Source organism: Micromonospora sp. CA-244673 (assembly GCF_050948395.1).
GTDB lineage: Bacteria > Actinomycetota > Actinomycetes > Mycobacteriales > Micromonosporaceae > Micromonospora.
This window is the reverse complement of sequence record NZ_CP192019.1, coordinates 7,122,517-7,144,732: the sequence shown is the minus strand read 5'-3', so window position 1 is coordinate 7,144,732 and position 22,216 is coordinate 7,122,517. Positions and strand designations below refer to the sequence as shown.

Here is a 22,216-nt window from a genome sequence, read left to right as displayed (position 1 = left end):
CGCGCGCGGGGGTTCCGTGGTACGGATCGCGTCACCACCCGGCCCGGTGGTCGTTGTCCGAGGTGGGATCGATGGTCGACGCTCCGGCCGCACGCGGGTCCACAGCGCGTACGGCGAAGCGGAGGCCCCCGGCAACGGGACGCCCCGCCGTGCGGCCCGGCACGACGGGGCGGGATCCGCTCGTCACACCTGAAGGCCGCCGCAGAACCAGTCCGGCGAATTCCTCCATTTCCCCCAAGAGGTGACGAGAGCCGTTGTATGGTCAGACCAGGTAACAACACGATAAAGCTCCGCGGGGCGTCCTCGATCCAACCTCATCGGTGTGGTCGTTCCTCCCCAGGTCCCACCCAAGGAATGCGGACGGGACGCCCCGCGGCCCTGTGGACAGGGGTCCACCTTCCGGTACGCGACACCGGAGGTGGGCCCCTGTCGCCGCGCCCGGACGCCGTGGCCGACCGGCCCGGGCATGATCGTCCGGACCGGGTATCCTGGTCCGGTTGTCCGCGTCCGGCCGGGTTCCCCCGGCTCCGGTCACGGCAGCGACGCACGACCTCCTGCCACGGAAGGACCGTGGCCGCTTAGCCCACAGGAGGTGAGCACGTCTTGCGTCATTACGAAGTCATGGTGATCCTCGACCCCAGCCTCGAGGAGCGCACCGTCGCCCCGTCGCTCGACACGTACCTGAACGTGATCCGGACCGCGGGTGGCTCGGTGGAGAAGACCGACGTGTGGGGCCGCAGGCGCCTCGCGTACGAGATCAACAAGAAGGCCGAGGGCATCTACGCCGTCATCGACCTCCAGGCGTCGCCGGAGGCCGTGGCTGAGCTGGACCGTCAGCTCCGACTCAACGAGTCGGTGCTGCGCACCAAGGTCATCCGGCCGGAGATGCGCTAAGCATTCAACCCCGGTTCGCCCGGATCAGCCTCATCGGCTCTGTCGCACGGCTCTGAGAGCCTGTACGGCGAGATCTGATGAGTGCGCGAGGAGATGGTCATGGCAGGAGACACCACCATCACGGTCATCGGCAACCTGACCGATGACCCCGAGTTGCGGTTCACCCCGTCGGGTGCGGCGGTCGCCAAGTTCCGGGTCGCTTCGACGCCCCGGTTCATGGACAAGACCACCAACGAATGGAAGGACGGCGAGCCGCTCTTCCTCTCGTGCACGGTCTGGCGGCAGGCCGCCGAGAACGTCGCCGAGTCGCTGCAGCGCGGCGCCCGCGTGATCGTGTCCGGCCGGCTGCGTCAGCGGTCGTACGAGACGCGCGAGGGTGAGAAGCGCACCGTCATCGAGCTGGAGGTCGACGAGATCGGCCCGTCGCTGCGCTACGCCACGGCGAAGGTGCAGAAGATGTCCCGCTCGGGTGGCGGCGGTGGCGGCTTCGGTGGTGGTGGTGGCCAGGGTGGCGGCGGAGGCAACTTCGACGACCCCTGGGCCTCGGCTGCGCCGGCTCCCTCGCGCGGTGGTTCGGGCGGCGGAAACTTCGACGAGGAGCCCCCGTTCTAATGGCGCCGAGCGCCCGCGATCGCAAACCAGGAGCAAGAGCAATGGCCAAGGCTGCGGCACTTCGCAAGCCGAAGAAGAAGGTGAACCCGCTCGACAAGGACGGGATCACCTACATCGACTACAAGGACACCGCGCTGCTGCGCAAGTTCATCTCCGACCGCGGCAAGATCCGCGCTCGACGGGTGACCGGCGTTACCTCGCAGCAGCAGCGGCAGATCGCCCGTGCGGTCAAGAACGCCCGCGAGATGGCGCTCCTGCCGTACACGGCCACAGCCCGCTGAGAGGAGGCACCGACATGAAGATCATCCTGACTCAGGAGGTGTCCGGCCTCGGTGCCCCGGGCGACATCGTCGAGGTTAAGGACGGCTACGGCCGTAACTACCTGCTGCCGCAGGGCTTCGCGATCGCCTGGACCAAGGGCGCGGAGAAGCAGGTCACGGTCATCCAGCGGGCCCGCGCGGCCCGCGAGATCCGCGACCTCGACCACGCCAACGAGGTCAAGGCCCAGGTCGAGGGTCTGAAGGTCAACCTGAAGGCCCGCGCCGGCGACGGCGGCCGGCTGTTCGGCTCGGTCACCCCGGCCGAGATCGTCGACGCCGTCAAGGCGGCCGGCGGCCCGACCCTGGACCGTCGTCGGCTGACGCTGCCCAGCACCATCAAGTCGCTCGGCGCCTACCCGGTCAGCATCCGGCTGCACCCCGAGGTGACCGCCAAGTTCGACCTGAACGTGGTCAAGGGCTGACACCCGACAGCACAACGGAAGGGCCCGCACCGACACCCGGTGCGGGCCCTTCCGCATGTCCGAGGGCGGACGCCGCTCCCGGCGTCACCCGATCGGCTGGCCCGTCACCGCACTGATCACCACGGTCGAGAGCCCGCCGCCCACCACGGCCGCCGCCAGCGCCACCGTCGCCGACCGCCAGGTCGTGCCGACCCGACGCAGCACCACCGCCACCACGAGACTGCTCAGCAGGGCCAGCCCGAACCGCGGCGCCCCCGCCACCAACGAGGCGATGGCGTGCGCCCGCTGCGAGTCGCAACCGCCCCCGGTGATGTCCGTGACGCACCCGGCCGGGGGCTGCCCGTCGAGGAACAGCAACCCGACGATGAGCAGCAACGCCGGCACCAGATAGCACGAAGCCGTGTAGAACAGCGACCGCAGCGGACCACCCGGATCCGGGCCGAGCAGGTCGTCCTCCAGCGGGCGCCCCCACGATCCGCCGCCCACCGGCTCCACCCGCCGTCGCAGCGTCGACGCCCCGGCCCGCCCCGCCACCACCGGCTCCACGGGGCGACGGCGGGGCGCCGGACGCGGCGCGGGTGCGGCGACCATCGGCGACCGCGGGGCCGACGACGGCGTCTCCGTCCAGCGGGGATCGTCACCGGCCAGCCGCGTCCCGGACCAGAACGCCTCGGCCCGCTCCGGCGACGCCCAGCCCTCCCGGACCGGCACCGGCGGCGCCGTCCGGTCCCACTGGTCGACCTCCGCGTACCGCTCGCCGGCGCCGGCCTCCCGGACCCGGTCCCACGGGCCGGTGTCGGCCTGCCGGTCCCACTGGCCGGTGTCCGTGAACCGGTCCCACTGGCCGGTGTCCGTGAACCGGTCCCACTGGCCGGTGTGCTCCGTCCGGTCCCAGCGGCTCTCCGCCTGATCCCACCGGCCGGCGGTGGCCGAACGCCCCCAGGCGTGCACGCCCGACGCGTCCCACGGGTCGACCGCCGGCTGCTCCGCGGGATCCGGCTCGGCCACCCGGCCGCGCTCCCACGGATCCGCCTCCGGCCGCGACCAGGAATCCGCCTCCGGCCGCGACCACGAATCCGCCTCCGGCCGCGACCAGGAATCCGCCGTCGTGCGCCGGCTCCGCCGGGTCGGCCGCTCGGCTTCCCGCCGGTCGCCGTCGTCGCCCGACGCGGGCGCCTCCTCCAGCCCCGACCAGGTCACCTGCGGCCGCCGGGTCGCCGCGCGACGCGGCCGGCTCCGCGGGGCCACCCCGGAAACCGGCTCGCCCTCGAAACCGTCGGCCCGCCGGCTCCCGACGTACCCCTGATCCTGCGGGTTGTCCAGGGTCCACTCGGCGGTGTGCTCGGACACGGGGCCGGCGCCGATGGCGCGCAGGTCGCGACGGTCGTCCTCGCGGCGCCAGCCGGTGTCGGCCCGCCAACCCCCGCCCGAGTACGGCGGCTCGACGTCCTCGTCGTCGTCGCGTGCGGCGTGCCGACCCCCGCCGTCGGCCCGACGGATCCCGGACTCCAGCGCCCACCGGGGAAGATAGGCGTCCACCGGCTCGTCCTGGCCGCGCTCGACGGCGCGCCGCCGACTCGGCGTGCGGTAGCTCTCGGGGGCGGACGACACGACCGGGAGCGGACCGGCGGGAGCGTCCCAGGAGGCGCTCGGCCGGCGCTCGCGCGGGCTGCCCTCCCCGCTTCCCCAGTCCCGGTTTCTCACGGCGGGAGCGTGACCCTTCTCGACCGAAAGTGCAATCCGCAGTCCAGGTGTAGCCGTTCGCAGAGATAGTACGGGACGAACGGCGCCCAAGCTCGACCTGAAATCTTCCGTCCACAGGGTGGGGATCGCGAAACCGCAGGTCAGCGCCGAGCGAGCCGAAATTCCCCATCACTTATCCACACCCTGTGCACACCCTGCGCACATGCCTGCCCACCGGCGTCCACAGGTTGTCCCGAGGCTCGTCCACCGGTGCTGTTGAGTGGCTGACCTCGGGTTCCGTATCGTGGTCCCCCGACCGTCCGGGCGATGGCCCCCGATCGACCGGAGGGTCGTCGGAATTTGTCATACCCCGGCGGTAGAGCTGGATCCGATCCGACGCAGCAAGGGGGGACCCGTGTCGGTCACCGACGAGACGCGCTCGGAGCGGCCCGGGGGGCCACCGCCCGCACCACAGCAGCGGGACGGCCAGTTCGAGAAGACCCCGCCCCAGGACGTGGCCGCCGAGCAGTGCGTCCTCGGTGGCATGCTGCTCTCCAAGGACGCCATCGCGGACGTCGTCGAGATCCTCAAGTCGAACGACTTCTACCGCCCGGTGCACGCCACCATCTTCGACGCGATCCTCGACATCTACGGCCGGGGCGAGCCGGCCGACCCGATCACCGTGGCCGCCGCGCTCGCCGACTCCGGCGACCTGGCCCGGATCGGTGGCGCGCCCTACCTGCACACGCTGATCGCCAGCGTCCCCACGGCCGCCAACGCGGCCTACTACGCCCGCATCGTCGGCGAGCGGGCGGTGCTCCGCCGGCTGGTCGAGGCCGGCACCCGGATCGTCCAGCTCGGCTACGGCACCGGCCAGGGCGGCAGCCGCGACGTCGACGACGTCGTCGACCTCGCCCAGCAGGCCATCTACGAGGTCACCGAGAAGCGGGTCAGCGAGGACTTCGCCGTCCTGGCCGACATGCTCCAGCCGACCCTCGACGAGATCGAGGCGGTGGGCGCGCAGGGCGGGGTGATGACCGGTGTCCCGACCGGGTTCAGCGACCTCGACCGCCTGCTCAACGGCCTCCACCCGGGGCAACTAATCATCGTGGCGGGCAGGCCCGGTTTGGGAAAATCAACCGCATCTATGGACTTTGCCCGAAATGCTGCTATTCGCGCCAACCAGGCGGCGGCGATCTTCTCCCTGGAAATGAGCAAGGTCGAGATCGTCATGCGACTCCTCTCGGCCGAGGCGCGCGTACCGCTGCACGTGTTGCGCAGCGGCCAGCTCTCCGATGACGACTGGACCAAGCTGGCCCGGTGCATGGGCGAGATCAGCGAGGCGCCGCTCTTCGTCGACGACACGCCGAGCATGAACCTCATGGAGATCCGGTCCAAGGCACGGCGACTCAAGCAGAAGCACGACCTCAAGCTGATCGTGGTCGACTACCTCCAGCTGATGACCTCGCCGAAGCGCACCGAGAGCCGGCAGCAGGAGGTCGCGGACCTGTCCCGTGGCCTGAAGCTGCTGGCCAAGGAGGTCGAGTGCCCGGTGATCGCGGTCAGCCAGCTGAACCGTGGCCCGGAGCAGCGCACCGACAAGCGACCCCAGTTGTCGGATCTGCGTGAATCGGGATCGATCGAGCAGGACGCCGACGTTGTCATCCTGTTGCACCGCGACGACTACTACGACAAGGAGTCGCCGCGCGCCGGGGAGGCGGACCTGATCGTCGCCAAGCACCGAAATGGACCGACTGACACGATCACGGTTGCCGCCCAGCTGCATCTTTCGCGCTTCGTCGACATGGCGATCGTCTGACCCGTACCGGCGGAGCGGTCAGCCGAGCAGGGGGAACCAGCCGGCGGCCTCGCCCAGCTCCAGCCGGTCGCGGTCGGTGAGTGGCACCCGGCCGGTGGCCTTGAGCAGGTAGTCCCGGTCGTCCCAGCCGGTCGGCCGGACGGCGTCGTCGCTGAGCAGCCCGTCCACCGTGGCCACCGCCACCCGGGTGGGGGCCTCCGCGGGGAGCGGTGCGCCGGGCAGGTCCACCACCAGGTCGAGGTGGTGGATGACCGCCTCGGTGGTCAGGGTGGCGAGGAAATCGGGTACGCGCAGCACGTGCCCCTGCGTGGTCAGGTGCCCGTCGGGGTCGGCGGCGGCGGCCGCCCGGACGGCGGCGGGCGCGGTGTCGGACCAGATGCGCACCACGCCGGTGGGCCGGTCGAAGGCGGCGGCGGAGCGCCGCGCCCACCAGGCGTGTTTCGTGCTCGCCTCGTCGTCGCCGCCCGGGGTGAACGCGCGCCAGTAGCTGACGTCGTCGACGTCGGCGGGCCCGGGTGCCGGGCTGGCGAGGGCGACCAGCGCCCGTTGCGCGTCGCAGAGCACGTGGAAGAGCAGGTCGGCGACGAGCCAGCCCCGGCAGCGGGTGGGTCGTTGCAGGCCGGCGTCGTCGAGTGGGGTGACGACGGCGGTGATGCCGTCGTACGCCTGCGCCAGCGCCTCGTGCGGCCGGATCGCGGTCATGCCGTGCAGCCTGCCACGGTGTGGCGGAGTCGGCACGACGGTGACGCCGGGCCGGTGGGTCCACCGGCCCGGCGTGGCGAGGGTCAGTCGAACAGTTCGCCGAGGAAGCCGCCGTGCTTCTTCTTGCGGCGGTAGTGGCCGTGGTAGCCGTAGTGCTGCTGGCCGTACGCGGGCTGCGCGTAGCCGTGGCCGGGCGGGGGCGGCGGCGGGACGGCGCCGTAGCCGGGCTGGTGGGGAGCGGCGGCGGGCGGTGGCGGCGGGGGCGGGGTGTAGCCGCCTCCGGCCGGCGCGGCCTGGCGGGCGCCGTGCTGCTGGTTCCAGTTCGCCTCGGCCTCGAACAGTTTCTCGAGTTCGCCGCGGTCGAGGAAGATGCCGCGGCATTCGCCGCACTGGTCGATGATCACTCCGCTGCGCTCGTACTGGCGCATCTCTCCATGGCATTTGGGACAGGTGAGCTGCATGACACCGAAGGTACCCGGTGAAATCACGCGGTGGCGGTGAGCGCCTGAGTCACCTCGTCGTCGGCGACCTCGTGGAAGTCGTCGTAGTAGGCCCCGACGGCGGCGAAGTCGGGCGGGACCTGGGGGCAGATCACCTGGTCGGCTTCGGCGGCGAGCATCTCGTACGCCTGGTCCGAGCCGACCGGCACGGCCACGACCACGCGGGCGGCGCCCAGGTGGCGGGCCACCTGCACGGCGGCGCGGGCGGTGGCGCCGGTGGCCAGCCCGTCGTCGACGATGACGGCGGTGCGCCCGGCCAGGTCGAGCTGCGGGCGGCCACCCCGGTAGAGCTGCTCGCGGCGGTCCAGTTCGGTCTGCTCCCGCCGGCGTACCTCGGCGCGTTCGTCCGCGTCGATCCGGTCGGCGACCATGTCGTTGAGCACCTGCACCCCGCCGGGGCCGAGCGCGCCGTACGCCACCTCGGGGGCCCAGGGCATGCCGAGCTTGCGGACCACCAGCACGTCCAGCGGCGCGCCGAGCCGTTCGGCGATCACCTGGGCGACGGGTACGCCGCCGCGGACCAGCCCGAGGACGATGACGTCGGGTCGCCCGGCGAGGTCGCCGAGCCGGTCGGCGAGCATGCGTCCCGCCTCGGCCCGGTCGCGGTAGGTGGTCATGCCTCAGGTCTACGCCTTCCGGCCGGGTCGTGCCGGCCAGTTGCCGGGATAGGCGGTCCGGTGACGACCTCGGGGCGGCGCTCGGTGAGCGCGAGGGCGGGGGCGAGGACCAGCAGGGCGATCGGGTAGAGCAGGTAGCCGAAGCGGGTGGAGGGCATCAGCAGGATCGCGGCGAGCAGCCCGTACCCGCAGATCAGCGCGGTGGCGGCGGCGGTGCGCGGCGGGCGGCGCAGTAGCCGGACGGCGATCACGACCGCGACGGCGGCGAGCAGCGCGGCGGCGACCAGCCGGCCGGCGGGCAGCGCGCTCGCGATCAGGTGGCCGGGGAACGGGGACTGCGCGGGGCTGGTCACGAGCCCGTGCCCGAGCGGGAAGCGCAGCACGTTCTCCACGAGGGCGTCGCGGTCGACGAGCAGCACGGGCAGCAGGGCGAGGACCGGCAGGCCGAGGGCGCCGAGGGCGGTGCGCAGGCCGGCCCGGCGGGTGACGGCCCAGCAGACCAGCACGACCGCCACCGGCAGGGCGAAGAGCTTCAACGCGCCGGCCGCGCCGACCGCGAGGCCCGCGCGGCCGGGCCGGCCGGCGGCGGCGAGTGCGAGGGCGAGCAGGCAGAGCGCGAGTACGGGTAGGTCGTCGCCGCCGGTGGCGAGGGTGAGCGCGCAGATGGGCAGGACGGTTACGGCCTGCGCGGCGCGCAGCACGGCGGCGGCGGGGCGGGGGCCGGTGGGGCCGGCGGTGGTCCGGAGGGTGCGCACGGTGGCGGCCAGCACCAGCGCGGTGACGAGGGCGAACCAGACCCGCGCGTCGGTCCACCAGGCGTCGGCGGCGGCCCGGGGCAGCCCGAACAGCGCCATCCCGGGCTGGTAGGGGGTGTAGCCGAGCAGTTGCTCGCCGGCGGGCAGGGCGGCGATCGCGTCGTGCCCGAGGTAGGGGGTGCCGTGCTCGGCGAGCCGCGTGCCGGCGTGCTCGACGACGATCACCTCCTCCTGCGCCCGGTCCGTCCGGCCGCCGGCCCGCTGGACGCTCTGGACGACCACCGGCAGCAGGGCCGTGGTGGCCCAGGCGAAGCCGGTGACCGCCCAGCGGGCGGGCAGCCCGGCGAGGGGGGTGCCGGGACGCCGGCGCCGGGCCAGGAGTTGAGCGGTTGCGGCGAGCGCCGCCAGGGCGTAGCCGATGGTGGCGAGGGTGCCCCAGGCGCGGTGCGGCAGCAGCGTGGAGGTGGCGGCGGTGACCGCGGCGAACAGGGCGGAGACGGCGTAGAGGCCCACGTCGAGGGCGAGGCCGCCGGCGGCGGTGTCGATCGCCTGCCAGCGGCGGAGGGCGGGGGCGGTCCGGTCGGCGTCGGCGGTCACGCGGGCCAGTCTGGCAGACGGGCACGGCGTCCCCGCTGCGGATCTTCGCGGGCGGCGGTGGTCAGGGGGTGGCGGCGCGGTTGCGCCCGCCGCCGGTGCGGCGGCCGGGCAGGCGGATCACCGCGCCCGCGTCGTGCAGCGGCGGCGCGAGGGCGCCCGGGCGACCGCCGGCTCCCCGCTGGAGGGCGGCGAGCAGCGTGCCGGAGGGCAGCGGCCGCGCGAACAGGTGGCCCTGGCCGGCGGCGCAGCCCAGCTCCCAGAGCGCGCGCCGCTGCGGCTCGCTCTCCACGCCCTCGGCCACCACGGTCAGATCGAGGCTGCGGCCCAGGTCCAGGGTGGAGCGGATCACCGCGGCGGCCTCGGTGGCGCTCTCCATGGCGGTGACGAAGCTCCGGTCGATCTTCAGCTCGTGCACCGGGATCCGGGAGAGCAGCGAGAGCGAGGAGTAGCCGGTGCCGAAGTCGTCCAGGGCCAGCCGTACGCCGGAGTCACGCAGCCGGCTGAGCACCCGGTCGACCACGTCGAGCTGGCTGAGGGTGAGGGTCTCGGTCAGCTCCAGCACCAGCCGGTCCGGCGGCAGGTCGTGCGCCCGCAGCCGGGCCAGCACCGCACCGGGGAAGCGGGCGTCGAGGAGGCTGCGCGGTGACACGTTCACCGAGACCGGCAGGTCGAAGCCGGCGTCCCGCCAGGAGCCGGCCGCGATCAGCGCCTGGTCGAGGATCGCCTCCGCGAAGGCGGGCAGCAGCCCGGAGCGCTCGACCGCCTCGATGAAGCGCAGCGGGTCGATCATGCCGTGCGTCGGGTGGTGCCAGCGGGCCAGCGCCTCCGCGCCGATCACCTCGCCGCTGCCCAGGTCGACGAGCGGCTGGAAGTTGACGGTGAACTCGTGGTCGGCGACCGCCCGGGGCAGCTCGCCGCCGAGGGTGAGCCGACCCAGGTCGGCGGTGTCGCGGGTCGGTGCGTACGTGGCGATCCGCTGGCCGGCCCGCTTGGCCTGGTACATCGCCACGTCGGCGCGGCGCAGCAGCTCGGGCATCCCCCCGCTGGCCGGAGCGACCGCGATGCCGCCGCTGGCCTCCACGCTGATCCGCATGCCGTCCAGGTCGAGCGGCTCGTGCAGCGCGGCGAGCAGCGCCTCGGCCCGGTGCGCGGCGACTGCCGGGGCGGGCAGGCCGCGCAGCAGCACGGCGAACTCGTCGCCGCCGAGGCGGGCCACCAGGTCGTCGGGGCGGGCCGCGCCGCGCAGCCGGTCGGCGACCTGCGTCAGCACCCGGTCGCCGGCGCCGTGCCCGAGGGTGTCGTTGACCTCCTTGAAGTGGTTGAGGTCGATCAGCACCAGGGCGGTGACGCCCTCGGCGTGCCGGTTGGTGAGCTGCTCGGTGCCCTCGTCGAGCAGGTGCCGGCGGTTGGAGAGCCCGGTGAGCGCGTCGTGGGTGGCGGCGTACGCGTGCTCGTCGGCGATCCGGGCCAGTTCGGCGTACGCCTGGGCGTTGCGGACGGCGGTGCAGAGCGCCGAGGCGAAGGTGCGCAGGGTGTACTGCTCGCGCTCGGACAGCTCGACCGGCCCGGCGAACCGCAGCCGCAGCACGCCGAGGTCCACCGCCCGGTCGTGTCCCTCCAGCGCGACGGGCATGACCCTGCCGTCGACCGTGCTGGGCTCGGGGGTCGCCCCGTCGTACGCGATGCCGCCGGCGTTGCCCCGGACCGTGCGCCCGCGGTCGCGCAGCTCGATCTCGACCTCGTCGGCCGAGAAGAGCTCGGCGGCCTCGGTGACGGCGGTGGTCAGCACCTCGTCGAGGTCGACGACGTTGAGCGCGTCGGTGGCCCGGGCGAGCCGCTGCCAGGCCTGCTGCTCGGTGCGGGTGCGGACCCGCGTCGAATAGGCGAGGTGCAGGCTGAGCACCAGCGGCGGCACGGCGAGCAGCAGCCGGGGGTCGGCCCGGAGGATCAGCACCGTGGCGGCGGCCACCACGAACCGGACGGCGAAGCCGCCGATCCGCAGGTCCAGGTCGCTGCGGAACTGCCGGAGGATGCGGGTGCCGGAGGCGAGTGCGATGACCGGCATCGCCAGGAGATCGTCGAGGAGCGCCGCGGCCAGGTAGACGATGCTCAGGGTGCCGATGAGGCTGCCGATCGGTGGCGACGAGCCGGGCCAGTGGAGGAATCCGGCGACGGCCACCGTGCCGCCGGCGATCAGCACGTTCTTGCCGATGCCGAACGCCGCCTTGATGGCGGGGAGACGTAGGACCGCGGAGGCGCCGGCCACGCCCAGTACCGTGCTCACGACGACCCATGAGGGCGGGGTGATCGCGAGACCGATGACGATGGCGGTCTCGACCCACGCGATGGAGTGGGTGGTCGACCGGATCCGGACGGATGTCTTGACGATCCCGCCGACCGCGATCATGAAGGTCAGCGTGACGAACGTGGCCACGTCCCGGACGGAGCTGGGCGGCGTCCGCACCAGGAAGGCCGTCGCGGCGATCGTCACCGTGGACGCGAGGACGACGATGAGACCGACGAGCGTCAGCAGGTGCCGATCGGTCTCAACATCGCGTCGTCCGTCGGTGCGGCTCACCCAGCTCCAGTGACTGAACGGCTGAAGCCTGGACCGGCATCAACCAGCAGGTTCGATGCCAGGAGCCTACCGCGAGGGGTTCTCGGGGTGAAGTCCCGCAGTTTCAGTGCCACTCGCTGCCGCGCATAGCCTGACTCCTTCCGACTCTTTCGAAGCGTTCGAAGGTTCCTTCAGAACCTCGAATGCAGCTTAGGAGCAGGAGGTGTCCAGTCAGAAGATATAAATGTCGGTATGCGCGATATTAGCCAACACTGTGGCGTTATATGACGTTCTGTCCACGACCGTTGTGCGGAGCGGAGTGGCTCCTATCCCGCATGTGCCTGCCCGGTAGCCGAGCGCGACCGCGTAGCTGTGGAACTTGCACCTCGCTTGCCAGACTGGACAGTTGCTCGCTCATTTTCAACCTCGCTTCGGTCGAGGGTCCGAACCGGAATGGGCGACGCACTCGCGTAAATACCCGGTAGCAGCTCGGTGGCCCGCGGGGACGTAGAATTCGGATGCGATCGATTGAGGTGCACTAAATCCGGAGTCGGCCAGCGTGGATATTCGAGTCCTGGGTGGTCTCGTCGTACGGACCGAGGACGGGTATCTGCATCTCGGCACACCGAAACAGCAACTCGTGTTCGCCATGCTCGCCTTGGAGGTGGGCCGGCTGGTCACCCTGGACGGGCTGGTGGACGAGCTCTGGCCGGAGGAGCCGCCACGATCCGCCGTCCCCAACGTGCGGACCTACGCCGCGAATCTCCGACGGAGCCTGGAAGCGGCGACCGCCGGGCGGGTGACAGTCGCCCGGGAACACGGCGGCTACCGCCTCGAAGCCGAGCCGAGCCAGGTCGACCTGGTCCGCCTCACCGCCGGGTGGCACCAGGCGCGTGAGCTGGCCGAGGCGGGGGACCGGCTCGGAGCTGCCTCGTTGCTCACGGACGTGATCGGAGCCTGGTCGGAGCCGCTGCTGGCCGGGCTGCGACCGGGTCCCACCCTGGCCGCGCGGCGTGAGGCGGTGGACCGCGAGCGGCAGGCGGCCGTGGAGCTGTTCGCCGAACTGCGACTGGGGAGCGGCGGCGCCGACCTGGCCCTCCCGCTCCTGCGTGCCCACGCGTCGCGGCATCCGCTGCGGGAACCCGCCCAGGTCCTGCTCATGCGGGCGCTCATCCGGACCGACGACCTCAGCGAGGCGCTCGCCGTCTACCAGGCCACGCGCGACGCGCTCGCCGAGCAGCTCGGTGTCCCGCCCGGGCCCGAGCTGGAACGACTCCACCGCGCCGCGCTCGACGCGCGGCGAGCACGGCGCAGGTCCGGGGGCGGCCGGGTGGAGGCTGTTCCGAACGGACGGAGCGCGGATGCCGGCCGAGGACCGAACTGGCTGCCACGGGTGGTGACCGACTTCGTCGGGCGGCGGGAGCTGGTCGAACGGATGCTCGACGACATCACCACCGGCCACGAGACGGGACCGGTGGTGCGCGTGATCGACGGCATGGCGGGCTGCGGCAAGACGACCCTCGCCGTGCATCTCGCCAACCGTCTCGCCGACCGGTTTCCGGGTGGGCAGCTGTTCATCGACCTGGGTGGCCACGCGGAGGGAGCGCCGGTCCCGCCCGCGTCCGCGCTGGTCACCCTGCTCCGCCAGGTGGGTCTGCCGGCCGGTCGGATCCCCGGGGAACTGCCGGACCGGATCGAGATGTGGCGGCGGGAACTCGCCCACCGCAGGGCCGTGGTGGTGCTCGACAACGCCGCGGACAGCGCCCAGGTCGAGCCCCTGCTGCCCGTCACCGGGCGTGCCGTGGTCCTGGTGACCAGCCGGCGCCGTCTCCTGGCGCTCACCGAGCGGCCCTCGGTGTCGCTTCCCGTGCTCTCCGAGCCCGACGCGCTTGCCCTGCTCACGACCCTTGTCGGGAAGCAGCGGGTCCAGGCCGATCCCGGCGGCGCGGCGGAGATGGTCCGCATCTGTGGCGGGCTCCCGCTCGCCATCCGGCTGGCCGGCACCCGGCTGGCTCACCGCCCGGCCTGGAGCATGTCCGACATGGCCCGCCGGCTGGCGGGGAAGCCGGCGTTCCTTCCTCGGTTGCGGGCCGAGGCGCGAACCGTGGTCGAGGCATTCGCCGAGTCGTACGAGCCGCTCGGTGACTCCGCCAAGCGCGTCTTCCGGTCCTTCGGACTGGTGGCCGGGGGCCACCTCGACACCGCGATGGTCGGCGCGCTCACCGACCTGTCACTGGACGAGACCGCCGACCTGGTCGACGAACTGGTGGACCGGCACCTGGTGGAGGAGATCGCCGACGGGCGTTACCGCCTGCACGACCTGATGCGGCAGTACGCCTTCGAACTGTCGCTCCAGGCGGATCCGGAACCCGTGCGCAGAGCGGCGGCGGAGGGCCTCCTCGACCACGTCCTGCACTCGGTCGTGGTGGTCTCCGCGCCGATGGAGGAGAAGCGCCTGGTCGACCTGCAGCTCCGCCTGAAGGCACCACTGCGTCCGGATCTGCTCGCGGCGCGGCTGCCCGGTGACCTGGAGTGGCTGGAGGAGCACCGCCTCAACCTGAACTCCCTCGTCCGGCAGGCCGCCCGCGAGGGCCACGAGGCGCTGGCGTGGCGGCTGGCCCGCGCGGCCTGGCGGTTCTTCTACATGCGCAGCTACTTCGACGACATCTCCGCCACCCATGGCGAAGGACTTGTCGCGGCAAGCCGGGCGGGCGATCGGCACGCCGTCGCCCTCATGCACAACTACCTCGCCTCGGCCTGCGTCCGCACGGGCGCCTACCAGGAGGCGTCGGCGCACCTGCACGAGGTGGTGTCGATCCGCGCGGAACTCGGCGACGTCGAGGGCACCCAACGCGCCCGGGTCAACCTGGGCGTCGTGTACTGGCTCACCGGCCGCATCCGGGAGGCGCTCGACATCAACCGGGCAGCGGTGCGAGCGAGCGTCCCGGACAGCCTGCCCGTGCTGCCCAACCTGGGCCTCACCCTGCGGTTCCTCGGCCGGTACGACGAGGCCATGGCGGTCCACCGGCTGCAGCTCTTCGTCGCCCGGGTCAGAGGGGACCAGTTCCACCTGTCCAACGCGCTCGGTCATCTCGGCGGCGTCCGCTACCGCGCCGGGCAGAGCGCGCAGGCGGAGCGACTGCTCCGGGCCTCCCTGGCGCTGCAGGACCGCACCGGCAACGGCTTCGCGCGGGCGGAGACCCTCAGCCACCTGGCCGGGACGTACCGGCAGCTCGGCCGGCTGGGAGACGCCCTCCGGCACCACCACGCCGCGATCGAGACGGCGGCCAACTCGGGCGAACGCCACGTCCAGGCCGAGGCCCGCAACGAACTGGCCGTGACACTGCGGGCCGTCGGGCGGCAGGAGGAGTCGGCGGCGATGTTCCGCCAGGCGCTCGACATCGCCACCCGCATCGCCCACCCCTATGAGCAGGGCCGTGCGCTCAGCGGCCTCGCCGAGCACCTGGCGGACACCGATCCCGAGGAGGCGCGCCGGTACCGGCAGCGGGCCCTGGTGGTCTTCGAGCGGATGGGCGTGCCTGAGCAGCACGAGATCCGCCAGCTGCTGGCGGAGGTCCTGCCACATCGGGCCTGAACCGGTTTATCGATTTCTTATCGCACGACCCGTTAGCGTCGCCGCCATGTCGGCCAACGGGGGCGGTTCACTTCACGGGGGACCCGGCCGACGAGGCCCCCGCCGTCGTATTTCCCCCCAGCGAATCGACGGCGGGCAGGTGCGGGTGGGGTGCCGTGCGCGCCCCTCCCCGCCGACGGCCCGGAGCGCGCGTCCGGTCGTACCGGACGGATAGGCTCGCGGCCGTGACCGAACCCGCGCAGCTCACCCACGTCGACCCGGCCGGCGCGGCCCGGATGGTCGACGTCTCCGCCAAGCCGGTCTCCGGCCGGCTCGCGGTCGCCGCCGGCCGGCTCCGCACCACCGCCGAGGTGGTCGACCTGCTGCGCCGCGACGGCCTGCCCAAGGGAGACGCCCTGGCCGTCGGCCGGCTGGCCGGGATCATGGGGGCCAAGCGGACCCCCGACCTGATCCCGCTCTGCCACCCCATCGCCCTGCACGGCGTCACCGTCGACCTGCGCCTCACCGACGACACCGTCGAGATCACCGCCACGGCGAGGACCGCCGACCGGACGGGGGTCGAGATGGAGGCGCTCACCGCGGTGGCCGTCGCCGGGCTCGCCCTGGTCGACATGGTCAAGGCCGTGGACCCGGCGGCGTCCGTGGACGCGGTCCGGGTGCTCCGCAAGGAGGGCGGAAAGACCGGCGAGTGGGTCCGGCCGGAGGACCGGCCGTGATCCGCGCCCGGGTGATCGTCGCCTCGAACCGGGCGGCCGCCGGCGTCTACGCGGACACCAGCGGCCCGCTGCTCGTCGCCGGCCTGCGCGAGTTGGGCTGCGAGGTCGACGAGCCGGTGGTGGTGCCCGACGGCGAGCCGGTCGGCGCGGCGCTGCGGGCGGCCCGCGACGAGGGCGTCGACGTGGTGCTGACCAGCGGCGGCACGGGCGTCACCCCGACCGATCGCACCCCCGAGGCGACCCGCCCCCTGCTCGACTACGAGATCCCCGGCATCGCCGAGGCGATCCGGGCGCACAGCCGTGACGCGGTGCCGACGGCCGCGCTGTCGCGCGGGCTGGCCGGGGTGGCCGGCCGGATGCTGGTGGTCAACCTGCCCGGGTCGCGGGGCGGGGCGAAGGACGGGCTGGCGGTGCTCGGGCCGATCCTGGCGCACACCGTCGACCAGCTCCGCGGCGGCGACCACTGACCGGACGCCCCCGCCGCGGCGGCGCTAGGCTCGCCGGATGAGCACGGAAACCGCAGCCGCCGCGGCCGAGGTCGCCGCGCCGCCGGCCGGGTGGGACGAGGCCCGCTCCCGGGTGTACGCGGTGGGTCTCGCCGCCGCGCTCCCCACGGTCGGCCGGCCGCTCGCCGACGCCGACGGGCACACCCTGGCCGAGCCGCTGACGACGCGTACCGACCTGCCCGCGTTCCCGACCTCCAGCGTGGACGGCTGGGCGGTGCGCGGGGACGGCCCGTGGCGGGTGGTCGGCCGGGTGCTCGCCGGGCAGACCCCGCCCCCGCTGGAGGCCGACGGCAGCACGGTGGAGATCGCCACGGGTGCCATGGTCCCCGAGGGCACGACGGCGATCCTGCGGATCGAGGAGTCGACCCGGGGCGCCGACGGCCGGGTGGCCGGCACGCCCCGCCCGGCGCCGGAGTGGCGGGAGCCGGGCGAGGAGGCGTACGCCGGGGAGGAGCTGCTGCCCGCCGGCACGCCCGTCGACCCGGCGGTGATCGGCCTGGCCGCCTCCTGCGGGCACGACACCCTGCCTGTGCGCCGCCGGCCCCGCGCCGCGCTGCTGGTCTTCGGTGACGAGCTGCTGACCGCGGGTCCGCCGGGGGCCGGCCGGGTCCGCGACGCGCTCGGCCCGACGGTGCCCGCCTGGCTGCGCCGCTACGGCTGCCAGGTGAGCCCCACCGACGTGGTGGGCCCGGTGGCCGACACCCTCCCCGCCCACGTGGCCGCGCTGCGCGCCGCGCTCGCCGACGCCGATCTGGTCTGCACCACCGGCGGCACCATGCACGGCCCGGTCGACCACCTGCACCCGACGCTGGAGGCGCTCGGCGCCGACTACGTGGTGAACACCGTGGCGGTGCGGCCGGGCTTCCCGATGCTGCTGGCCCGGCTGGTCGACGGCGACGGGCGGGTCCGCTTCGTGGCCGGCCTGCCGGGCAACCCGCAGTCCGCCGTCGTCGCGCTGGTGTCGCTGGTCGCGCCGCTGCTCGCCGGCCTGCAGGGCCGGTCGATGCCGGTGCTGCCGCAGGTCACGCTGGCCGAGCCGGTCGCGGGACGGGGTGACTACACCCATCTCGCCCTGGTGCGGTGGGACCGGGTGGCCGGCACCGCGCACCCGGTCCGCCACGTCGGCTCGGCGATGCTGCGCGGCCTGGCCGGCGCGGACGGCTTCGCGGTGATCCGGCCGGGCACGAGCGGCGCGGCGGGCGACCGGGTGCCGCTGGTGCCGCTGCCGCTGACCCCCGGGGAGCGGGCATGGTGAGCGCGGGGAGTGTGGGCGGTGTGGTGCTCGGCGCGGTGACCGACCGGCCGCTGGATCTGGCCGCGCACGAGGCGGCGGTCGCCGACCGGCGGGCCGGTGCGGTGGTCTCGTTCCAGGGCGTGGTCCGCGACCACGACCACGGCCGGACGGTCCTGCTGCTGGAGTACGAGGGCCACCCGACCGCCGAGGCCGTGCTGCGCGAGGTGGCGGCCGAGATCGCCGCCGAGCCCGAGGTGTACGCGGTGGCCGTGTCGCACCGGATCGGCCCGCTGGAGATCGGTGACGTGGCCCTGGTGGCCGCGGTCAGCACCGCGCACCGGGCGGCGGCCTTCGCGGCCTGCGCACGACTGGTCGACGAGGTGAAGGCGCGGCTGCCGATCTGGAAGCGGCAGGTGTTCGCCGACGGCACCGAGGAGTGGGTGAACTGCCCCTGACGCTCAGCGTCGGCCGGCGGGCTGGGCCGCCCGGGTGAGCCGGTCGTGGTAGAAGGCCGGCTCGGCGCCGGGGCGCCAGGGCAGGGCCGCGACCAGCACGATCAGGGCGACGGCCAGGGAGTTCTCCATGAGCGCGCCGAACAGGCCGTCCTGGTAGTGCGACACCTCGGGGAGCTGGTGCTCGTACGGCCAGATCGGTGAGATGAGGAAGAGCAGGTAGAGCCCGAGCGCGCCGACCCCGTGCCGGAGCCCGGTCAGGGTCGGGTACCAGATCGGCGGGCGCAGCGCCGGCACCCCGGCGGCCGGGGGTGTGCCGGTTCCCCGGGGCAGCAGGCCGCGGCTCGCCTCGCGGCGGCGTACGGTGGCGTCGGCCAGCACGATGATCGCCGGGATGACCCAGACCAGGTGGTGTGACCAGGAGATCGGGCTGATCACGTTGGCGGTGAGGCCGACCAGGGTGAACGCGGTCAGCTCGTCACCGTCGGCGCGGGCGCTGACCGCCCGGGACAGCCCGAGTGCCAGCATGAGCACCGCGAAGGCCAGCCAGAGCAGGCCGGGTGTCTCGATCGAGTCGTAGAGCCGGGCCAGCAGGCCGGCGAGCGACTGGTTGGCGGTCATGTCCGCCGCGCCGACCCGCTCGGTCTGCCAGAGCACGTTGGTGAAGTACGTCCGCGACTCCGCGCCGACCAGCCCGAACGTCGCGATGGTCACGCCGATGGTGGTGCCGACCGCGGTCAGCGCGGCCCGCCACTGCCGGGTGATCACCAGGTACGCCACGAACAGCGCCGGGGTGAGCTTGACCGCGGTGGCCAGCCCGATGCCGACCCCGGCCCAGGTGCCGCTGTAGACGAACCGGGCCAGCGCCGAGTCGGCGGTCTCGTGGTGGGTGCCGCGCCGGGCCCGCCAGCGCAGGCCGACCAGGTCCGCCATGATCAGCGCGAACAGCAGCAGGTTGACCTGGCCGTAGCCGAGGGTCTCCCGGGACGGCTCGATGGCCACGGCCAACGGGGTGGCGATGCCGACGGTGAACCAGAGCGACCAGCCGAGCCGGTCGACGATCGGGCGCAGCAGCGCGGCCAGGACGACGGCCAGCGCGGCGATGCTCGCCAGGGCGTTGAGCCCGCCGGCGGCCTCGATCGGCAGCCAGGACATCGGCAGCATGGCCAGGGCGGCGAACGGCGGGTAGGTGAAGCCCAGGGTGGTGGAGGGGGCGATGAAGTCGTACAGCTCGTTGCCGCTCGCCCACCACACCACGGCACCGTGGTAGATCTTCATGTCGAAGAAGTTGTAGGGCCGCCCGAAGGCGCCGATGGCGAGCCAGGCAGCGTAGGCGACGGCGGCCACGATGCCGGTCCGCACGACGGTCCGGCGGTCGATCCCGCGCGTGACGCGCTGGATGGGAGCGAGGCGGTCCGTCCGTCTACCGACTGTCGTCGGCATGGCGTGGCCACCCCCGTACCAAGGTCGTCCTGCCCGTCCAGGTCCAGCACGGAGCCTAGAACGGCGCCTCACGTTGCTGCCTCCCGCGTTATGCGACCGTGTCCGATCCCACACGTGTTTTTGACATTTCCACCGCGTTAACGGGTCTCGGACGGTTCAGGTGATTGGTGGCCTTGCGGGGGGTGGTGGCCGTATTGATGCAGGTCAGCCCGGGATTCGGCGGGCGGTGGCCGCCGAGCGTACGGCGATCTTCGCCTCCCGGCGGGCGGTCCGGACCGCGCGCTTCACGGAGCGGCGCGAGTGGTTGATCCGGTGGCCGGTGCGCCAGCGGAGCCCGGGCTTGCCCTCGGTGTCGGCGGCGGCGAGGAGGAGACCGCCGAAGAGCCCGAGGTTCTTCAGGAAGTGGACCTGGTTGTTGTTCCGCGCCGTCGGGTCGTCGTTGTTCCAGAAGGGATGGCCGGCCGCGGTGGTCGGCACCAGCGTGGCGGCGAGGACGAGCGCGGCCGGCCGGGTGAACCTGCCGGTCGCCAGCATGAGCCCGGCGGCCAGCTGGGTGGCCGAGTTGGCCCGCACCAGGGTCGCCGTGTCGGTGGGGATGCGGGGGTTGATGTTCTGGAGCAGCGGCGTGACCTTGTCGGTGATCGGCTGCGCGGCCGGGACCAGCCGTCCCGGATTCCGCAGGTTGCGGGCGCCGCTGACCACGAAGATGCCGCTCAACATGACGCGGGCGAGGGAGCGCACGGGCTTCATGGCTCAGTCATACCCCGTCGCGGGCCCCGCCACCCCTGCAACACCCGAAAGGGATCGGCCGACGTGGACGTCCAGAGCGTACCGATTTCAGCGACCGTCGCTGATGGACCGGTTCCGGACGGTAAGGTCGCGCGGGTGACGACCCTGCGACTCCGACCTGAGGACCCGGCGGATGAGGAGCCGGTCGCCCGGGTGCTGGCCGCCGCGTTCGCCCGCCCCGACGTGACCACCCCGCCCGAGGTGGGGCTGGTCGAGGATCTGCGACGCAGCGACGCCTGGATCCCAGAGCTGGCCATGGTCGCCGAGTACGGCGGCGAGGTGGTGGGCTACGCGCTGCTCACCCGGGTGCAGGTGCGCACCGACGGTGGCGCCTGGCCGGCCCTGGCCCTCGGCCCGGTGGCGGTCGCCCCGCACCGGCAGCGGATCGGGCACGGCGCGGCGGCGGTGCAGGCCGCTCTCGACGCGGCGACTGAGCTGGGCGAGCGGCTGGTGGTGGTGCTGGGCGACCCGGCGTACTACCGCCGGTTCGGGTTCGGCCGGGCGGACCGGCTGGGGTTGACCAGCCCGTGGTCGGGGCTGGGTGAGCCGTGGCAGGCGCTGGTGCTGCCGCCGTCCACCAGCGACGAGCCGCCGCCCCCGACCGGGGAGGTGGTCTTCCCGCCGCCCTGGTCGAAGGTCTGATCCGTGGTCAGGCCGGCTGGGTGCGCAGGTAGCGGCCAAAGTGCGGGACGGTGAAGGCGACCGTGCCCCGCTCGCCCGAGTAGATCAGGCCCTTCTTGATCAGTGCGTCCCGGGCCGGCGAGAGGCTGGCCGGCTTGCGACCGAGCGCCCGCGCGATCTCCGCGGTGGGCACGGCGGCGTCCATGTCGTCGCGGCCGCTGTCCTCCCCGTCCACCAGCGCGAGCGTCGCCATGGCCCGCATGTACTCGCGCTCGGCCGGGGTGGCCCGCTCGAACCGCGAGCCGAAGAAGCCCACCGCCAGCTCCGCCTCCGCCTCGGGCGCGGCGACCCGGACGTCCGCGGCGGTGACCGGCGAGCGGGGCGCGTGGTCCCAGGTGGCCTTCCCGTACGCCTGGACGAAGTACGGGTAGCCGCCGGACTTCTCGTAGAGCAGGTCGAGGGCCTTCTGCTCGTACTCGACCTCCTCCCGCTCGGCCGGGGCGCAGAGCGCCTGGTCGGCGGCGATCCGGTCCAGCCGGTCGATCCGCTGGTAGCGGAAGAGCCGCTCGGAGTACGACTTCGCGGCGCTCAGCACGGCCGGCAGGTGCGGCAGCCCGGCGCCCACCACGATCAGCGGCGCGCCGAGCTGCGACAGCTCGTGGCAGGCGGCGCAGAGCGCGGAGACGTCCTCCGCGCCGAGGTCCTGCATCTCGTCGATGAAGATGGCGATGCCGGTGCCCACGTCGGTGGCCACCGCGGCGGCGTCGGTGAGCAGCTCGACCAGGTCGATCTCGATGTCGCCGGAGTCGGCGCGGCCGCTGCTGGCCGGCACGTCGATGCCGGGCTGCCAGCGGTCACGCAGCTTCGGGGCGGCCCCGCCGCGCCCGGCCGGGGCGGCGCGCTGGGCGAACGCCTTGAGCACCCCGAGGAAGGCGTCGATCCGGTCGGGGGCACGGTGCCGGGGGGCGAGCTCGCGGACCGCCATGTGCAGGGCGGCGGCGACCGGCCGGCGCAGCGACTGGTCCGGTCGGGCCTCGATCTTGCCGGTGCCCCAGAGGTGGTTGATCGCCTGCGAGCGCAGCGTGTTGAGCAGGACGGTCTTGCCGACGCCGCGCAGCCCGGTGAGCATCAGGCTGCGTTCGGGCCGGCCGCGGGCGATCCGTTCCAGCACCACGTCGAAGACGTCCAGCTCCCGCCCCCGCCCGGCGAGTTCGGGCGGGCGCTGACCGGCGCCGGGGGCGTACGGGTTGCGGACCGGATCCACGAATCGCACAGTATCGGGCCGTCTAGCGGCGGGGCTAGACATGCGTAGATGCGACTACCGCGTGTCGGGCGTCGAGACAAAACTAGGGCTGTCTAGCATCCACGCTAGACAGCCCTAG

At 73.3% G+C, this 22,216-nt stretch carries 20 protein-coding genes; 11 read left to right on the top strand and 9 right to left on the bottom strand.

The features are described 5' to 3' along the window. Window positions 1-603: 603 nt before the first annotated feature. The 4 genes from rpsF to rplI all read left to right on the top strand — a co-directional run bounded on the left by rpsF (window position 604) and on the right by rplI (window position 2,248). The gene (gene rpsF / locus ACQP12_RS32975) at window positions 604-894 is read left to right on the top strand and encodes a 30S ribosomal protein S6 (RefSeq protein ID WP_046563719.1); all 291 of its coding nucleotides are present in this window, start codon (window positions 604-606) and stop codon (window positions 892-894) included. Window positions 895-975: 81 nt separating this feature from the next. Continuing rightward, on the top strand, window positions 976-1,506 hold the full coding sequence (locus ACQP12_RS32970) for a single-stranded DNA-binding protein (protein ID WP_313723854.1): 531 nt from the start codon (window positions 976-978) through the stop codon (window positions 1,504-1,506). Window positions 1,507-1,547: 41 nt separating this feature from the next. After that, the gene (gene rpsR, locus ACQP12_RS32965; protein ID WP_007073789.1) at window positions 1,548-1,787 is read left to right on the top strand and encodes a 30S ribosomal protein S18; all 240 of its coding nucleotides are present in this window, start codon (window positions 1,548-1,550) and stop codon (window positions 1,785-1,787) included. Window positions 1,788-1,801: 14 nt separating this feature from the next. Next, entirely contained in the window at window positions 1,802-2,248 is a 447-nt protein-coding gene (gene rplI, locus ACQP12_RS32960; RefSeq protein ID WP_357944216.1) for a 50S ribosomal protein L9, read from the top strand. 84 nt (window positions 2,249-2,332) lie between these two features. Here rplI and ACQP12_RS32955 read toward each other — a convergent pair whose 3' ends face one another. Beyond that, window positions 2,333-3,952 carry a hypothetical protein gene (locus ACQP12_RS32955; RefSeq protein WP_433284005.1) on the bottom strand — a complete coding sequence of 540 codons (1,620 nt, stop codon included), beginning with the start codon at window positions 3,950-3,952 and terminating at the stop codon, window positions 2,333-2,335. A 394-nt stretch (window positions 3,953-4,346) separates the two neighbouring features. On the opposite strand from ACQP12_RS32955, the gene dnaB reads away from it, so the two are divergent. Continuing rightward, window positions 4,347-5,750, top strand: coding sequence for a replicative DNA helicase (gene dnaB, locus ACQP12_RS32950; RefSeq protein ID WP_357944221.1), 1,404 nt, complete (start codon window positions 4,347-4,349; stop codon window positions 5,748-5,750). Window positions 5,751-5,768: 18 nt separating this feature from the next. Here the strand turns inward: dnaB and ACQP12_RS32945 are convergent, their stop codons facing one another. From ACQP12_RS32945 to ACQP12_RS32925, 5 genes are all read right to left on the bottom strand, one after another. After that, window positions 5,769-6,452, bottom strand: a complete 684-nt coding sequence (locus ACQP12_RS32945; RefSeq protein ID WP_433284003.1) for a maleylpyruvate isomerase N-terminal domain-containing protein — start codon at window positions 6,450-6,452, stop codon at window positions 5,769-5,771. An 83-nt stretch (window positions 6,453-6,535) separates the two neighbouring features. Continuing rightward, window positions 6,536-6,913, bottom strand: a complete 378-nt coding sequence (locus tag ACQP12_RS32940; RefSeq protein WP_357944226.1) for a zf-TFIIB domain-containing protein — start codon at window positions 6,911-6,913, stop codon at window positions 6,536-6,538. Window positions 6,914-6,936: 23 nt separating this feature from the next. Continuing rightward, a complete protein-coding gene (locus ACQP12_RS32935) occupies window positions 6,937-7,569 on the bottom strand; it encodes a phosphoribosyltransferase (protein WP_357944229.1) in 633 nt (210 codons plus the stop codon). Continuing rightward, window positions 7,566-8,921: a glycosyltransferase 87 family protein gene (locus ACQP12_RS32930; RefSeq protein ID WP_433284000.1), complete on the bottom strand. Its 1,356-nt coding sequence runs from the start codon at window positions 8,919-8,921 to the stop codon at window positions 7,566-7,568. The genes ACQP12_RS32935 and ACQP12_RS32930 overlap by 4 nt, the downstream gene beginning before the upstream one ends. 61 nt (window positions 8,922-8,982) lie before the next feature. Next, window positions 8,983-11,499: a putative bifunctional diguanylate cyclase/phosphodiesterase gene (locus tag ACQP12_RS32925; RefSeq protein WP_433283998.1), complete on the bottom strand. Its 2,517-nt coding sequence runs from the start codon at window positions 11,497-11,499 to the stop codon at window positions 8,983-8,985. 538 nt (window positions 11,500-12,037) lie between these two features. On the opposite strand from ACQP12_RS32925, the gene ACQP12_RS32920 reads away from it, so the two are divergent. From ACQP12_RS32920 to ACQP12_RS32900, 5 genes are all read left to right on the top strand, one after another. After that, the gene (locus ACQP12_RS32920) at window positions 12,038-15,073 is read left to right on the top strand and encodes an AfsR/SARP family transcriptional regulator (RefSeq protein ID WP_433283996.1); all 3,036 of its coding nucleotides are present in this window, start codon (window positions 12,038-12,040) and stop codon (window positions 15,071-15,073) included. Between the two features lie 224 nt (window positions 15,074-15,297). Beyond that, on the top strand, window positions 15,298-15,789 hold the full coding sequence (gene moaC / locus ACQP12_RS32915) for a cyclic pyranopterin monophosphate synthase MoaC (RefSeq protein WP_151464469.1): 492 nt from the start codon (window positions 15,298-15,300) through the stop codon (window positions 15,787-15,789). Then, window positions 15,786-16,256, top strand: a complete 471-nt coding sequence (locus ACQP12_RS32910) for a MogA/MoaB family molybdenum cofactor biosynthesis protein (protein ID WP_357944239.1) — start codon at window positions 15,786-15,788, stop codon at window positions 16,254-16,256. Before moaC ends, ACQP12_RS32910 begins: the two co-directional genes overlap by 4 nt. A 37-nt stretch (window positions 16,257-16,293) precedes the next feature. After that, window positions 16,294-17,550 carry a molybdopterin molybdotransferase MoeA gene (locus ACQP12_RS32905; RefSeq protein ID WP_433283993.1) on the top strand — a complete coding sequence of 419 codons (1,257 nt, stop codon included), beginning with the start codon at window positions 16,294-16,296 and terminating at the stop codon, window positions 17,548-17,550. Then, window positions 17,544-17,984, top strand: coding sequence for a molybdenum cofactor biosynthesis protein MoaE (locus ACQP12_RS32900; RefSeq protein WP_433283989.1), 441 nt, complete (start codon window positions 17,544-17,546; stop codon window positions 17,982-17,984). The genes ACQP12_RS32905 and ACQP12_RS32900 overlap by 7 nt, the downstream gene beginning before the upstream one ends. A 3-nt stretch (window positions 17,985-17,987) precedes the next feature. Here the strand turns inward: ACQP12_RS32900 and ACQP12_RS32895 are convergent, their stop codons facing one another. Both ACQP12_RS32895 and ACQP12_RS32890 read right to left on the bottom strand, forming a co-directional pair. After that, entirely contained in the window at window positions 17,988-19,424 is a 1,437-nt protein-coding gene (locus tag ACQP12_RS32895; protein ID WP_433283987.1) for a glycosyltransferase 87 family protein, read from the bottom strand. 204 nt (window positions 19,425-19,628) lie between these two features. Next, window positions 19,629-20,174: a DoxX family protein gene (locus tag ACQP12_RS32890; RefSeq protein ID WP_433283985.1), complete on the bottom strand. Its 546-nt coding sequence runs from the start codon at window positions 20,172-20,174 to the stop codon at window positions 19,629-19,631. 135 nt (window positions 20,175-20,309) lie between these two features. Between ACQP12_RS32890 and ACQP12_RS32885 the strand changes: the two genes are divergently transcribed. Next, window positions 20,310-20,855 carry a GNAT family N-acetyltransferase gene (locus tag ACQP12_RS32885; RefSeq protein WP_357944251.1) on the top strand — a complete coding sequence of 182 codons (546 nt, stop codon included), beginning with the start codon at window positions 20,310-20,312 and terminating at the stop codon, window positions 20,853-20,855. A 7-nt stretch (window positions 20,856-20,862) separates the two neighbouring features. Here the strand turns inward: ACQP12_RS32885 and ACQP12_RS32880 are convergent, their stop codons facing one another. After that, a complete protein-coding gene (locus ACQP12_RS32880) occupies window positions 20,863-22,098 on the bottom strand; it encodes an ATP-binding protein (RefSeq protein WP_357944253.1) in 1,236 nt (411 codons plus the stop codon). Between the last annotated feature and the right edge of the window lie 118 nt (window positions 22,099-22,216).

What these genes read in the sequence shown, in the direction of transcription:
- rpsR (WP_007073789.1), top strand. Translation starts at nt 1,548, where the DNA reads ATGGCCAAGGCTGCGGCACTTCGCAAGCCGAAGAAGAAGGTGAACCCG.
- rplI (WP_357944216.1), top strand. Translation starts at nt 1,802, where the DNA reads ATGAAGATCATCCTGACTCAGGAGGTGTCCGGCCTCGGTGCCCCGGGC.
- ACQP12_RS32945 (WP_433284003.1), bottom strand. Translation starts at nt 6,452, where the DNA reads ATGACCGCGATCCGGCCGCACGAGGCGCTGGCGCAGGCGTACGACGGC.
- ACQP12_RS32940 (WP_357944226.1), bottom strand. Translation starts at nt 6,913, where the DNA reads ATGCAGCTCACCTGTCCCAAATGCCATGGAGAGATGCGCCAGTACGAG.
- ACQP12_RS32935 (WP_357944229.1), bottom strand. Translation starts at nt 7,569, where the DNA reads ATGACCACCTACCGCGACCGGGCCGAGGCGGGACGCATGCTCGCCGAC.
- ACQP12_RS32905 (WP_433283993.1), top strand. Translation starts at nt 16,294, where the DNA reads ATGAGCACGGAAACCGCAGCCGCCGCGGCCGAGGTCGCCGCGCCGCCG.
- ACQP12_RS32900 (WP_433283989.1), top strand. Translation starts at nt 17,544, where the DNA reads ATGGTGAGCGCGGGGAGTGTGGGCGGTGTGGTGCTCGGCGCGGTGACC.
- ACQP12_RS32895 (WP_433283987.1), bottom strand. Translation starts at nt 19,424, where the DNA reads ATGCCGACGACAGTCGGTAGACGGACGGACCGCCTCGCTCCCATCCAG.
- ACQP12_RS32890 (WP_433283985.1), bottom strand. Translation starts at nt 20,174, where the DNA reads ATGAAGCCCGTGCGCTCCCTCGCCCGCGTCATGTTGAGCGGCATCTTC.